At 71.6% G+C, this 13,644-nt stretch carries 14 protein-coding genes; 7 read left to right on the top strand and 7 right to left on the bottom strand.

What is annotated here, in order from left to right; all coding sequences use genetic code 11:
- The first annotated feature begins 18 nt into the window (after positions 1-18).
- The 3 genes from PV364_RS29190 (at position 19) to PV364_RS29180 (ending at position 2,905) form a co-directional block, all read left to right on the top strand.
- The gene (locus tag PV364_RS29190; RefSeq protein WP_319663387.1) at positions 19-1,152 is read left to right on the top strand and encodes a cystathionine gamma-lyase; all 1,134 of its coding nucleotides are present in this window, start codon (positions 19-21) and stop codon (positions 1,150-1,152) included.
- A gap of 225 nt (positions 1,153-1,377) precedes the next feature.
- Positions 1,378-2,274, top strand: coding sequence for a LysR family transcriptional regulator (locus tag PV364_RS29185; RefSeq protein WP_319663386.1), 897 nt, complete (start codon positions 1,378-1,380; stop codon positions 2,272-2,274).
- A 103-nt stretch (positions 2,275-2,377) separates the two neighbouring features.
- On the top strand, positions 2,378-2,905 hold the full coding sequence (locus tag PV364_RS29180) for an NUDIX hydrolase (RefSeq protein WP_319663385.1): 528 nt from the start codon (positions 2,378-2,380) through the stop codon (positions 2,903-2,905).
- Positions 2,906-2,968: 63 nt separating this feature from the next.
- On the opposite strand, the gene PV364_RS29175 is transcribed toward PV364_RS29180, so the two are convergent.
- Together PV364_RS29175 and PV364_RS29170 are read right to left on the bottom strand one after the other, a co-directional pair.
- A complete protein-coding gene (locus PV364_RS29175; RefSeq protein WP_319663442.1) occupies positions 2,969-4,444 on the bottom strand; it encodes a globin domain-containing protein in 1,476 nt (491 codons plus the stop codon).
- A gap of 255 nt (positions 4,445-4,699) precedes the next feature.
- A complete protein-coding gene (locus PV364_RS29170) occupies positions 4,700-5,332 on the bottom strand; it encodes an HAD-IB family phosphatase (protein WP_319663384.1) in 633 nt (210 codons plus the stop codon).
- A gap of 375 nt (positions 5,333-5,707) precedes the next feature.
- Between PV364_RS29170 and PV364_RS29165 the strand changes: the two genes are divergently transcribed.
- Positions 5,708-6,577, top strand: a complete 870-nt coding sequence (locus tag PV364_RS29165; protein WP_319663382.1) for a GNAT family N-acetyltransferase — start codon at positions 5,708-5,710, stop codon at positions 6,575-6,577.
- A gap of 72 nt (positions 6,578-6,649) precedes the next feature.
- On the opposite strand, the gene dnaB is transcribed toward PV364_RS29165, so the two are convergent.
- On the bottom strand, positions 6,650-8,125 hold the full coding sequence (gene dnaB / locus PV364_RS29160; protein ID WP_319663381.1) for a replicative DNA helicase: 1,476 nt from the start codon (positions 8,123-8,125) through the stop codon (positions 6,650-6,652).
- 452 nt (positions 8,126-8,577) lie between these two features.
- Between dnaB and PV364_RS29155 the strand changes: the two genes are divergently transcribed.
- Positions 8,578-9,921, top strand: a complete 1,344-nt coding sequence (locus PV364_RS29155) for an MATE family efflux transporter (RefSeq protein WP_319663379.1) — start codon at positions 8,578-8,580, stop codon at positions 9,919-9,921.
- Positions 9,922-10,007: 86 nt separating this feature from the next.
- Here PV364_RS29155 and rplI read toward each other — a convergent pair whose 3' ends face one another.
- The 4 genes from rplI to rpsF form a co-directional block, all read right to left on the bottom strand.
- Positions 10,008-10,457 (bottom strand): 50S ribosomal protein L9, encoded by a 450-nt coding sequence (rplI, locus tag PV364_RS29150; protein WP_319663377.1) that lies wholly within the window; start codon positions 10,455-10,457, stop codon positions 10,008-10,010.
- A 17-nt stretch (positions 10,458-10,474) separates the two neighbouring features.
- Positions 10,475-10,711, bottom strand: a complete 237-nt coding sequence (gene rpsR, locus PV364_RS29145; protein WP_026250812.1) for a 30S ribosomal protein S18 — start codon at positions 10,709-10,711, stop codon at positions 10,475-10,477.
- A gap of 41 nt (positions 10,712-10,752) precedes the next feature.
- Positions 10,753-11,340, bottom strand: coding sequence for a single-stranded DNA-binding protein (locus PV364_RS29140; RefSeq protein ID WP_319663376.1), 588 nt, complete (start codon positions 11,338-11,340; stop codon positions 10,753-10,755).
- A 63-nt stretch (positions 11,341-11,403) separates the two neighbouring features.
- The gene (rpsF, locus tag PV364_RS29135) at positions 11,404-11,694 is read right to left on the bottom strand and encodes a 30S ribosomal protein S6 (RefSeq protein WP_319663375.1); all 291 of its coding nucleotides are present in this window, start codon (positions 11,692-11,694) and stop codon (positions 11,404-11,406) included.
- A 290-nt stretch (positions 11,695-11,984) separates the two neighbouring features.
- Here rpsF and PV364_RS29130 point away from each other — a divergent pair, with 290 nt between their 5' ends.
- Together PV364_RS29130 and PV364_RS29125 are read left to right on the top strand one after the other, a co-directional pair.
- Positions 11,985-12,326, top strand: coding sequence for a hypothetical protein (locus PV364_RS29130; protein ID WP_319663374.1), 342 nt, complete (start codon positions 11,985-11,987; stop codon positions 12,324-12,326).
- Between the two features lie 172 nt (positions 12,327-12,498).
- A complete protein-coding gene (locus tag PV364_RS29125) occupies positions 12,499-13,620 on the top strand; it encodes a lipid II:glycine glycyltransferase FemX (protein ID WP_319663373.1) in 1,122 nt (373 codons plus the stop codon).
- Positions 13,621-13,644: the final 24 nt, after the last annotated feature.

Below are 13,644 nucleotides of genomic sequence, written 5' to 3'. Positions count from 1 at the left end.
GAGAGCGAGGAGAGCGCGATGACGGAGTACGAGAACGCGCCCGGGGACAGCACGCGCAGCGTGCACGCCGGGCGCCCGGAGGCCCGGCCGCACGAGCCCGCGCTGCCCGGCCCGGTCTTCGCCGCGCATTTCCACCTGCCGGGCGACGTCTCCGGTCCGTACACCTACGGACGTGACGAGAACCCCACGTGGACCCGGCTGGAGGAGGCCATCTCCGCCCTGGAGTCCCCGGACGCCGACGCCGAGACACTGGTCTTCTCCTCCGGCATGGGCGCGATCTCCTCCGTGCTGCTCTCCCAGGTGCGCACCGGGGACACCGTGGTGCTCCCCTCGGACTGCTACCAGGCCACCCGCTCCCTGCGGGGGCGTCTGGAGGAGTACGGGGTGGAGGTACGGCTCGCCCCGACCGCGGGCGACGCACAGGCGGAGGTGCTCCACGGCGCGAAGCTGCTGTGGATCGAGACCCCGTCCAACCCGGGCCTGGACGTGTGCGACATCCGGCGCCTGGCCGACGCGGCCCACGCCGCCGGGGCGCTGGTCGCCGTGGACAACACCCTGGCCACGCCGCTCGGTCAGCGCCCGCTCGACCTCGGCGCGGACTTCTCGGTGGCCAGCGGCACCAAGGCGCTGTCCGGCCACGGTGACCTGCTGCTGGGCTACGTGACCACCCGCCGCCCCGAACTCGCCGCCCAGGTACGGCTGTGGCGCAAGACGGTGGGCGCCATTCCGGGCCCGATGGAGGCCTGGCTGGCGCACCGCTCGCTGTCCACGCTCGCGCTGCGCGTGGACCGGCAGGCCGCCAACGCGCTGGCGCTGACCGCCGCGTTGCTGGAGCGCCCCGAGGTCACCGATGTGCGCCACCCCGGCCACCCCGAGGACCCCGCGCACGCCGTGGCGGCAGCGCAGATGGCCCGCTTCGGCAGCGTCGTCTCCTTCACGCTCCCGGACAAGGCGCACGCCGAACGCTTCCTGTCCGCGCTGCTGCTGACGACCGAGGCGACCAGTTTCGGCAGCGTGACGAGCACGGCCGAGCGCCGGGCGCGCTGGGGCGGGGACGCGGTGCCCGAGGGCTTTGTCCGCTTCTCGGTGGGTGTGGAGGACGCGGCCGACATCGTGCGGGACGTGCTGCACGCGCTCGACGCCGCCAAGTAGCGCCCGCCGTTCACGCAGAACAGATATATCTACGTAGGCGGTGCTACGCAGAATGGGTGGCCCGAGCCTCCCCCCTCGTGGCTCGGACCACCCTGGCTTTACGCGCGGAGATCCGCTCGAACAAGGCTAGTTGACTCTGCGTCAGTGTCCAATCACAGTTGCGATGCAGACCTATCGATATATTTATAGTTGCGGGCACGACAGACGCTTCAAGGGAGCGGTTCCATGGATCTGGCTCTGCTGCGCACGTTCGTCACGGTGCACCGAGCCGGATCCTTCACCAGGGCCGCCCAGTTGCTGGGCCTGTCCCAGCCCGCGGTCACCAGCCAGATCCGCAGCCTCGAACGGCAGGTCGGCCGCCCGCTGTTCCTGCGGCTGCCGCGCGGGGTCAGCCCCACGCCGGTCGGCGACGACCTGGCCCACCGGGTCGCCCCGCACCTCGACGCCCTCCTGGAGATCACCGAGGGGGACATCGCCGAGGACTCCGGCCACCGCACCCTCCACCTCGCCGGACCCCCCACCTTCACCTCGCTGCGCGCCCTGCCCGCGCTGGCGCCGCTGGTCGCCGAGGGCCTGCAACTGCGCATAGCGCTCGCGGGCGAGGACGAGGCGCTGGCCGGTCTCGCCGCCGGGCACCACGACGTGTCCCTGGGCACCATCCGCCCGCGGGACCGCCTGCTGGCCGCCACCCCGCTGTGGGACGAGGAGCAGATCCTGGTCGCGGCCCCCGCCTGGCAGGAGCGCATCGGCGGGCCGCAGGCCGTGCACACCCACGGCGTTCGGGCCCTGGACGACGTCCCGGTGATCTCCTACGACGAGGGCATGCCGCTGCTCGACCACTACTGGTCGGCGGTCTTCGACAGCAGCCCCGCGATCGTGCCGGCGATCGTGGTGCCGGACCTGCGGGCGGTGCTGGAGTGCGTACTGGCCGGCGTCGGCATGGCCGTACTGCCGCGCTACCTGTGCTGCGAGGCGCTGACCGGAGGGGCCGCCGCGGCGCTGCTGGAGCCGCCGGTGCCCCCGCTGCGCACCTACTTCGTCTCCGTGCGCGCCGGGACGCTCGCCCTGCCGCACATCGCGCGGGTGCACGAGCGGCTCATCCGGGCGGCGGCCGGCTGGTGAGCGGGCGCCGGGCGGCCGGCGGGTGACGTCCGGGGGAACTGCGCGTTCCGATTCGCCGTCCCGGAGGCGTTTGCGCCCTCCCGCGCCGCGGCAGATCTCAGGCATGCCCCCGGACACCGGAACACCTGCCCCACCCGCTCCGCCGACCGCCCCGGCCACCCGTCCCGTGGTCAAGCGCACCGCCCGCGCCATCCTGCTGGACGGCGACTCCCTCGTGCTCATCAAGCGCACCAAGCCCGGTCTCAACCCGTACTGGGTCACCCCCGGCGGCGGCGTGGAGGCCGAGGACGCCACCGTGGTGGAGGCCCTCCACCGTGAGCTCGACGAGGAGCTCGGGGCCAAGGTCACCGACGTCGTCCCCGCCTTCGTCGACACCGTCGAGCACATCTCCGGCGACGGCTCGCACGGCGTGAAGGTGCAGCACTTCTTCGTCTGCCGGCTGGCGTCCATGGACCCGGCCCGGCGGCACGGCCCCGAGGTGGACGAGCCCTCGGGGACGTACGAGATCGTGCGCGTCCCCTTCAGCCGGGTGGGGCTCGCCTCGGTGGAGGTCGTCCCGCTCACCCTGCGGCACTACCTGGACGGCAACATCGAGGGCGTGCTGGGGCTGCTCTCCTCCGATCTGGGCTGATCCGGGCCGGGCGGTGGTGCGGCAACGTTTTTCCTCGTGAGGCGGGGGCGGGGCCGGAGGGTGTCAGTCGCCTGCCGCGACCAGTTCCTCGATCAGGTCGTGGCGGATGCGCTGCGAGGGGATGCCGCTGCGCAGCAGACTGTCCACGCCCCGGCGGATCATCCCGGGCGGACCGCTCAGATACGCGTCGAACTCCGGCCAGGGGCCGTACTGGTGCACGATCTCCGGCAGTTGACCGTGCAGACTGCCGGGGCCGCCCTCGGAGACCACCGGGCGGACGGACAGCCATGGGTGCGTGCGGTCCAGCCGCAGCAGGGTGTCGAGGTCGTACAGGTCGTGGTCGCTGCGGGCGCCGTAGAAGACCTCCATGGCGCGCCGCCTGCCGTGCTCGGCGACGTCCTCCACCAGCGCCTTGATCGGGGCGATGCCTGTGCCCCCGCCGAGGCAGAGCAGGCCGTTGTCGGCGCTGTGGTCCACGACCATCGAACCGGACGGGGGGCCGAGCCGGACGATGTCGCCCGGCCGGGCGCGGTGCACCAGCGCCCCGCTGACCCATCCGGCCGGGACGGCCTTGACGTGGAAGACGAGCAGGCCGTCGCCGCGGGGGGCCGACGCGAAGGAGTAGTGCCGCCACACGCGCGGCCACCAGGGGGTCTCCAGTGTCGTGTACTGCCCGGCGAGGAAGGGGTAGGGCTGGTCGGGCCGCACGGTGACCACGGCTATGTCCGGGGTGCGCAGGTCGTGCGAGACGATCTCGGCGTGCCACCAGGGCGGAGCGTGCTTCTCGTCGGCGGCCGCGGCGTTGATCATGATCTGCGAGATCGCCGTGTAGGCGCGCACCCAGGCGGCCTCGACCTCGTCGTCCCAGATGTCGGCGGCGTAGCGGGTCAGGGCGCCGATCAGGCATTCGCCGACGGCCGGGTAGTGCTCGGGGCGGGTGCCGTACTTGCGGTGCCCGCGGCCCAGATGGGCGAGGTATTCGGTCAGCGTCTCGGCGTCGTCGATGTGTTCTGCGGCGGTGAGAAGCGCTTTCAGCAATCGGTCGCGCTGGCTGTCCATCGCCGCCGGGAAGAGTTCGCGCAATTCCGGGTGCCGTATGAACAAAAGCGCATAGAAATACGACGTCGTTTTGTCAGCGACGGGGGCGACGGTCTCCATGGTCCTGCGGATCAGTACCGCGTCCGGGCTCGGCCCGTGTTCCGCGGTACGCGGCCCGGACCGCGCCGGCGGGTCCGGGACCGGTGAGGGCGGGGAGGGGGGCGGGGGCGGCGGGTCCGGGACCGGCCGCGGCACCGCGGTGCCGCCGTCGCCGGCGTCCGGCCGCGCGGATATCCGGTGGGCACCCGTCCCCACCGGCCGGATCGGCCGCACCGGTCTGCTGGGCGTCCCGTTCGCGAGGCCCCTCGCGCCCGTGCCGCCCACCGTCCCGTCGTGCTGCGTCCGCGGTCCGTCCGGGGGCCGGCGGGGACTGAACCATCCGTCGGCGTCGGCGTCGGCCCCCTTGCCGGGCCCGGTAACGTTCGTGGTCAGAGCGTCCATGATCAGGTTCGCCTCGAGCTTCTCCCGGTCGGTGTCCGTCGTCGGCACACGTTCTGCACGGAGAGCCTGCCAGGCGCATCACGCCGAATGGACAAATAGCCGGAAGAACGGGAAACGCGGATACGAATCCCGTTAGGCTCGGTTGCCTACGGGGCCCGCCCCCATGCGACACGGAACGCCGCGTACGCTGCGGGCATTACCCGGAGTTATGCATTCCCCAGCGCCGCGGCACCCTTCCCGGCGGGGAATTCACCGTCACCCGGTGACGAGTGCATACGCCTCGCGCAGATCACGTCCCGCGTAGGCGTGGGTCGCCAGGCCGCTCACGTGGTGGTCGCCGTTGACGGCCACCGAGACCGGCACCGCGGCGAAGAGCGCGGTGTCCGACATCGAGTCCCCGTACGCCACGCACTCCCGCCGGCTCACCCCGAACCGGGCGCACAGCTCGTCCGCCGCCGTCACCTTGGACTGCGGGAGCAGGATCCCCGACCGGTCCAGCAGCGCGTCCGGCGCGAACGGCACCTCGGGGAAGACCGACGCCCGCACCTCGTGCACACCCCAGGCCAGCAGCCGCCGGACGAAGAAGTCCGGCGAGAGCGAGATCACGGCGCAGTGCTCGCCGCGGGAGGCGATGTCCGCCCACACCTCGCGTATCCCGGTGAGCCACGGCGCGCCCTCGAAGGCCGCCGCAAGGTGCGCGTCGGTCAGCAGGCCGTACATCCCCCAGGCCCGCTCGGCAAAGCCGGGCGGGTCGAGGAGGCCGCCCGCCAGCGCCGTCTCCAGCTCGCGGAACTCGGCCACCAGGCCCAGCTCCCGGGCGAGTTCCATGCTCGCCGAGGAGCCGTGCATCAGCGTCCCGTCCATGTCGAAGATGTGCAGCCGTCCCACGTTCCCTCTCCCTCGCCGGTCCCTCCGCGACGGTACGCGACCACCCGGCCGGCGCCGAACAGCCGCATCGCCTCTTCCGCCGGCTCGCGCACGTCCCCGGCGAAGGGCACGACCAGCACGTGGGAGCGCGCGCAGTGCTCGGCGGTGGACGTACCGACGGGGGCGCAGCGCCGGTCGGCCGTGATGCGTCACCGTCCCCGGCCCCGACGCGTGCAACGGCAGCCACACGACGGCCGGTCGGACTGCCCGGACAGCCGTCGCCTCCGCGGCCCGCGGCAGGTCCCGGGTTCCACGGGCGGAGGACATCCGGCCCGGCCGATGCCCATAGGGGAAAACTATGCCCGCCGCCCAGCCACCCCCGGCCACGCTTCCCGCATGACATCCCCCTTGCCGCCACTGCCCGTCCGCCGCCTCGGCCCCGGCGACCTCGCCGCCTGCTCGGAGCTCGCCGTCAGCCGTGACTGGGGCGCCGAGGAGCGCAAGTGGCGCTTCCTGCTCACCCACGGCACCGGCTGGGGCATCGACGCCCCCGACGGCCGCGGCCTGGCCGCCACCACCGTCCTCACCCGCTACGCGGGCGGCCTCGCCGCCGTGAGCATGGTGCTCGTCGCCGCGCGCTACGAGGGGCGCGGCGTCGGCCGGCGCATCATGACGCACGTCCTCGGCGAAGCGGGCGACGACACCGTCACCCTGCACGCCACGGACCGCGGCCGGCCGCTGTACGAGAAGCTCGGCTTCCGCACCGTCGGCACCGTCGTCACCCACCGCGGCGGCTTCCGCCCGCCGGCCGCCGACGAACCGGACCCAGCCGCGCCCCGGCCCGCCGGGGAGGCCGACCTGCCGGCCCTGCTCGCCCTGGACGCCGAGGTGTTCGGCGCCGACCGCTCGCCGCTGCTGCGGGATCTCCCCCGGTTCGCCGAACGCACCCTGGTGACCGAAGAGGACGGCAGGCTCACCGGCTACGCCTCCGCCTGGCGCAACGACGGCACCCTCGTCCTCGGCCCGATCGTCGCGGACACCACGGCCGCCGCCCGGCGGCTCGTCACGGCGATCGCCCGCGACGCCGAGGGCCCCGTCCGCCTCGACCTGCGCACCGAGGACCCCCTGCGCCACACCCTCCCCGCCTGGGCGGCCGCACACGGCGTCCTGCCCGCCTTCCCGAACACCCTGATGGTGCTGGGCGACCGCAACCTTCCCGGCGACGACGCCCGGCGCCACACCCCGCTCATGCTGGCCCTGGGCTGACTCCCCGCGGCTCCGCACGCCGTACGGGGAGGAGCGGGACGTGCCCGGGTCCGGGCGGGCGGCACCGGCCGGTCAGGTCTGGGCCATGTCCACGAAGCGGGAGTAGTGGCCCTGGAAGGCCACGGTGATCGTCGCCGTGGGGCCGTTGCGGTGCTTGGCCACGATCAGGTCGGCCTCGCCCGCGCGGGGGGACTCCTTCTCGTAGGCGTCCTCGCGGTGGAGCAGGATCACCATGTCGGCGTCCTGCTCGATGGAGCCGGACTCACGCAGGTCGCTGACCATCGGCCGTTTGTCCGTGCGCTGTTCGGGGCCACGGTTCAGCTGGGAGAGCGCGATGACCGGCACCTCGAGCTCCTTGGCGAGGAGCTTGAGGTTACGGGACATGTCGGAGACCTCCTGCTGGCGGCTCTCGGGGCGGCGCGAGCCGCCCGCCTGCATCAGCTGGAGGTAGTCGATGACGACCAGCCGCAGGTCGTTGCGCTGCTTCAGGCGGCGGCACTTGGCGCGGATCTCCATCATCGACAGGTTCGGGGAGTCGTCGATGTAGAGGGGGGCCGCGGAGACGTCGGGCATCCGGCGGGCGAGCCGGGTCCAGTCGTCGTCGGTCATGTTGCCCGAGCGCATGTGGTGCAGCGCCACGCGGGCCTCGGCGGACAGCAGGCGCATCGCGATCTCGTTGCGGCCCATTTCGAGGGAGAAGAAGACGCTGGGCATGCCGCTGCCGACCGAGCAGGCGCGGGCGAAGTCCAGCGCGAGCGTGGACTTGCCCATCGCGGGACGGGCGGCGATGACGATCATCTGGCCGGGGTGCAGGCCGTTGGTGAGCGAGTCCAGGTCGGCGAAACCGGTGGGCACGCCGGACATCTGGCCGCTGCGGGAGCCGATGGCCTCGATCTCGTCGAGGGCGCCCTCCATGATCTCGGAGAGCGGCAGGTAGTCCTCACTGGTGCGCTGCTCGGTGACGGCGTAGATCTCGGCCTGGGCGGAGTTGACGATCTCGTCCACGTCGCCGTCGGCGGCGTACCCCATCTGCGTGATGCGGGTGCCGGCCTCGACCAGCCGCCGCAGGACCGCGCGTTCGTGCACGATCTCGGCGTAGTACTCGGCGTTCGCCGCGGTGGGCACCGCGTTGACGAGGCTGTGCAGATAGGGGGAGCCGCCGACACGGGTGAGCTCGCCGCGCTTGGTGAGCTCGGCGGCCACCGTGATCGGGTCGGCGGGCTCGCCGCGCGCGTACAGGTCGAGGATCGCCGCGTAGACCGTCTCGTGCGCGGGACGGTAGAAGTCGGCGCCCTTGAGCACCTCGACGACGTCGGCGATGGCGTCCTTGGACAGCAGCATGCCGCCCAGTACCGACATCTCCGCGTCCAGGTCCTGCGGGGGGACGCGCTCGAAGCCGCCGCCACCGCGGTCCTCGTCGCGGTCGCGGTCACGGTCGCGGTCGTCCTTGCGGCGGAACCGGGCGACGGGCAGCCGGTCGCCGGGACCGTCCGGCGGGAAGGGCGGCTCTCCTCCCCAGTGGTCCTCCGCGGGTTCTGGCTGGCTCACCCCCTGCCACCTCCTCCCGTGGACGCGCACCGCTACCGCGGCGTGGCTGTACTTTCCTACGCCATCGCTCTGACAGTTCTGACGAATTCGAGACGCCCGCGCACGCCTGTGGCGCGTCGGGCGACGCCCCACGGTAGGGGTCCTCGGGGCCCGGAGCCAAGACGGTTATCCACAGGGGCTGGGGACGACCTGTTGAAGAAACCGCTTCGCCTGTGGAGAAGCCCGCCCAAGCTGTGTACAGGCCGGGGGACAGCGACGTGGACAAGCACACAATCACCCAATGATCACGGCTCTGACCTGCACTTTCTTCATCCACCCGCTGTGGACAAGAAAAACTTCCCCCTTCGGCTCAAGATCGCGACAAACGACGCGGAGCAGATCACCCTGTGCAGCGACAGGTAATGGACGAAGACCCCTTGCACCTATTACATGTGGATGATTACGCTGGCCGCGTGCCTCAGACCGCCGAGTTCTCCCGTCAGCAGTCCGCCCGCCGCCACGACCGCGAGATCTTCGGCCTCGCCCTGCCCGCCTTCGGCGCCCTGGTCGCCGAACCGCTCTTCCTCCTGGCCGACAGCGCCATCGTCGGCCACCTCGGCACCGCGCAGCTCGCCGGCCTCGGCGTGGCCGGCGCGCTCCTCACCACCGTCGTCGGCGTCTTCGTCTTCCTCGCCTACGCCACCACGGCCGCCGTGGCCCGCCGGGTCGGCGCCGGCGACCTGCCCGCCGCGATACGCCAGGGCATGGACGGCATCTGGCTCGCCCTCCTGATCAGCGTCGCCGCCGTGGCCGTGACCGTCCCCGCGGCGCCCGCCCTCACCGGCCTGTTCGGCGCGTCGGGCACCGCGGCCCCGTACGCCGTCACCTATCTGCGGATCAGCGCGCTCGGCATCCCCGCGATGCTCGTCGTCCTCGCGGCGACCGGCGTCCTGCGGGGCCTGCAGAACACCAGGACCCCCCTTCACGTGGCCGTCGGCGGCTTCGCCGCCAACGCCGCGCTCAATGTGCTGCTGGTCTACGGCGCCGGGTTCGGCATCGCCGGCTCCGCCTGGGGAACGGTGATCGCCCAGAACGCCATGGCGGCCGTCTACCTCACGGTCGTGGTCCGCGGCGCCCGGCGGCACGGCGCCTCCCTCCGGCCCGATCCGGCGGGTGTCCGGGCCAGCGCCCAGGCCGGAACGCCGCTGCTGATCCGCACACTGAGCCTGCGCGCCGTGCTCATGATCGCCACGGCCGTCGCGGCCCGGCTCGGGGACGTGTCGATCGCCGCCCACCAGATCACCTTCGCCCTGTGGACACTCGCCGCCTACGCCCTCGACGCCCTCGCCATCGCGGGGCAGGCGATCATCGGCCGCCACCTGGGCGCCGGTGACGCCGAGGCGGCAAGGGCCGCCTGCCGCCGCATGGTCCAGTGGGGTGTCGCCGCCGGTGTCCTGATCGGGCTGCTGACGGCGGTGGGCCGGCCGCTGATCGCGCCGCTGTTCACCTCCGACCCGGCGGTGCACTCCGCCCTCGTGCCGGTGCTGCTGGTCGCGGCACTGGCGCAGCCGGTCTGCGGGGCCGTCTTCGTGCTGGACGGCGTACTGATCGGCGCGGGGGACGGCGCCTACCTCGCCGGCTCCACGATCGTCACCCTGGTGGTCTTCGCCCCGGTCGCGCTGGCCGTGCCCGCCCTCGGGGGCGGCCTGACGGCACTGTGGTGGGCGATGGACCTGATGATGCTGACCCGGCTGGTCACCCTGCGACTGCGCGCCCGTTCCGGCAAGTGGGCCGTCACCGGGGCGGTCCGCGCCTGACCGGCCCGGTCCGCCCGATCGGAACACCGGCACGGACGAAGGGCCCGGAACCAGTGGTTCCGGGCCCTTCGCTCACGCGGTGCGGGTCAGCTCGCGACGACCTCGACGTCGAGCCCGGCCTCGACCTCGGGGTGCAGGCGCACCGACACCTTGTGCGAGCCCAGCGTCTTGATCGGCGAACCGATCTCGACCCGGCGCTTGTCGACGTCCGGACCGCCCGCGGCCTTGATGGCCACGGCGATGTCGGCCGGGGTCACCGAGCCGAACAGACGGCCGGCTTCACCCGCGCGGGTCGCCAGCTTGACCTTGACACCGGCGAGCTGCGCCTTGACGGCGTTGGCCTGCTCGATGGTCGCGATCTCACGGATCCGGCGCGCGCGGCGGATCTGCTCGACGTCCTTCTCGCCACCCTTGGTCCACGCGATCGCGAAACCGCGGGGGATCAGGTAGTTGCGGGCGTAGCCGCTCTTGACCTCTACGACGTCGCCTGCGGCGCCGAGGCCGCTGACCTCATTGGTGAGGATGATCTTCGCCATTGCTCAGTCACCCTTCCTTAGCGAGCGGTCGAGGTGTAGGGCAGCAGCGCCATCTCACGGCTGTTCTTCACGGCCGTGGCGACGTCGCGCTGGTGCTGGGTGCAGTTGCCGGTGACCCGGCGGGCACGGATCTTGCCGCGGTCGGAAATGAACTTCCGCAGCAGGTTCGTGTCCTTGTAGTCGACGTACGTGATCTTGTCCTTGCAGAACACGCAAACCTTCTTCTTCGGCTTGCGAGCAGGCGGCTTCGCCATTGTCTCTCTCCAGTGTGATCAAGAAGTGTGGTGCGCCGCCCTTAGAAGGGAGGCTCGTCCGAGTAGCCGCCGCCGGAACCGGAGCCACCGCCCCAGTTCCCGCCACCACCCTGGCCGCCACCGGCCGGAGCACTGGTCGCCCAGGGGTCGTCGGCGGGAGCGCCGCCCTGGCCGCCACCGGAGCCACCGCCCCAGTTGCCGCCACCACCCTGACCGCCGCCGCCGTAACCGCCCTGACCGCCGCGGGCGCCGCCGGCACCGCCGCCGCTCGCCCGGGTGATCTTCGCGGTCGCGCTGCGCAGGCTGGCGCCGACCTCGTCGACGTCCAGCTCGTAGACCGTCCGCTTGACGCCCTCACGGTCGTCGTAGGTCCGCTGCTTCAGCCGGCCCTGCACGATGACGCGCATGCCCTTCTGAAGGGACTCCGCCACGTTCTCCGCCGCCTGCCGCCAGACCGAGCACGTGAGGAAGAGGCTCTCGCCGTCCTTCCACTCGTTGGTCTGCCGGTCGAAGGTGCGGGGGGTGGACGCGACACGGAACTTCGCGACCGCCGCACCGGAGGGGGTGAAGCGCAGCTCGGGGTCGTCGACGAGATTGCCGACGACCGTGATGACGGTCTCGCCTGCCATGGTGGGTGACCTCTCGGCTTTTCTTGGCTGCTCGGTATCCCGAAATGCCGTGAGCCGTCAGGCTCAGTGGGTTTCGGGGCGGAGGACCTTGGTCCGGAGGACCGACTCGTTCAGGTTCATCTGACGGTCGAGCTCCTTGACGACCTCGGGTGTGGCGTTGAGGTCGATGACCGAGTAGATGCCCTCGGGCTTCTTCTTGATCTCGTAAGAGAGACGACGACGGCCCCAGGTGTCGATCTTCTCGACCTTGCCGCCGCCCGTACGGACGACACCAAGGAAGTTCTCGATCAGCGGGGAGACAGCACGCTCCTCGAGATCGGGGTCGAGGATCACCATCACCTCGTAGTGACGCATGTGGAACCCACCTCCTTCGGACTCAGCGGCCATGGCGTTTCCATGGCAGGAGGGTTTGCATCGCGTCGCAACGGTATCGCGGGCCACCGACAACGCCCTGGGCGTTCCGCGGATCGCTCCCCGGAGGCCTTGCGGACCGTTGTGTGGGCCTGCACAGACACCGGTGCAGACGGTACACACTACCCGGCCCTGTGCTTCCGGTTGAAATCCGCCCGTGGAAGACCGCAATCTGTACACATCGGGTGTGTCCGGCGCTACGATGCGCCACTTCTCCATCACGGAGGTGCCCCATGGCACAGGCAGTACGACCCACCACCGACGCCCGTCACCACCACCGCTTCCGGTTCTTCACCTTCAACAGCGACGGCCGGCCCCACCCGGTGGAGAACGGCCTCGCTGTCGCGACGCTCGTGCTGGGCCTGCTCGCCTCCATCGCCGCCTTCTGGAGCGGACTGCACCTGCTCAGCTCCTGGGCCGGACTGATCGGCCTGCTCGTCGGCGCCTACGGGCAGTACCGCTCGGTCACCACCGCGGAGCGCTTCGTCTTCATCATCGGGATGGGCCTGGCCGGCGTCGGTTTCTACATCGGCATGGCCCACGGCGGCCTCTTCGGCGGAGTGCTGGGGGGATAGCCGGCGGCGGCCGGGCCCGGCGCAGGGCCGTCCGGGCCCGAGCGGTCGCCTCCGGTTGTCCACAGCCCTCGCGGGGGCGTTCGCCGTTCGCAGTAGGCTTCGGCGCAGTAGTAGTGCAGTAGTAGTGCAGACAGAGACGCCTTAGCCGCAGCAGCGATGGGGAGCGCCCCGCATGAGCTTGACCCTGAGGACCATCAGTCGGGAACAGCACCTGGCGTACATCCAGAGCCTGCCCTCGGCGAGCCACTGCCAGGTCCCCGCCTGGGCGGACGTCAAGACCGAATGGCGCTCGGAGAACCTGGGCTGGTTCGACGACAGGACCGGTGAACTGGTCGGCGCGGGCCTGGTCCTGTACCGGCAGCTGCCCAAGGTGAAGCGGTACCTGGCGTACCTGCCCGAGGGCCCGGTGATCAACTGGTACGCGCCCAACCTGGAGGACTGGCTGCGCCCGATGCTCGCGCATCTGAAGCAGCAGGGCGCCTTCTCCGTGAAGATGGGCCCGCCCGTGGTGATCCGCCGCTGGGACGCGAACGCCATCAAGGCGGGCATCGCGGACCCGGACGTCAAGCGCCTGCGCGACGTCGAGGCGACCTTCATCGAGCCCCGCGCCTTCGAGGTGGCGGACCGCCTGCGCCGCATGGGCTGGCAGCAGGGCGAGGACGGCGGCGCCGGCTTCGGCGACGTGCAGCCGCGCTACGTCTTCCAGGTCCCGCTGGAGGACCGCAGCCTGGACGACGTCCAGAAGGGCTTCAACCAGCTGTGGCGGCGCAACATCAAGAAGGCCGAGAAGGCCGGCGTCGAGGTCGTCCAGGGCGGCTACGACGACCTGGCCGTGTGGCAGCAGCTGTACGAGGTCACCGCCGAGCGCGACCACTTCCGGCCCCGCCCGCTGTCGTACTTCCAGCGCATGTGGAAGGTGCTCAACACCGAGGACCCCAACCGCATGCGCCTGTACTTCGCCACGCACGAGGGCGAGGCGGTCGCCGCCGCGACGATGCTCGTCGTCGGCCGGCACGTCTGGTACTCGTACGGCGCCTCCGCCAACCACAAGCGCGAGGTGCGGCCCAGCAACGCCATGCAGTGGCGCATGCTGCGGGACGCCTACGCGCTCGGCGCGAGCGTGTACGACCTGCGCGGCATCAGCGACTCCCTGGACGAGAGCGACCACCTCTTCGGGCTCATCCAGTTCAAGGTGGGCACCGGCGGGCAGGCTGCCGAATACCTGGGCGAGTGGGACTTCCCGCTCAACAAGCTGCTGCACAAGGCGCTCGACATCTACATGTCGCGCCGCTGACCCGCCCGCCCGACCGCCGACACC

Origin of the sequence: Streptomyces sp. MI02-7b, from assembly GCF_033793585.1 — a bacterium.
In the GTDB taxonomy this organism is placed as follows: Bacteria; Actinomycetota; Actinomycetes; order Streptomycetales; family Streptomycetaceae; genus Actinacidiphila.
This window is presented reverse-complemented; position numbering and strand designations above follow the sequence as displayed.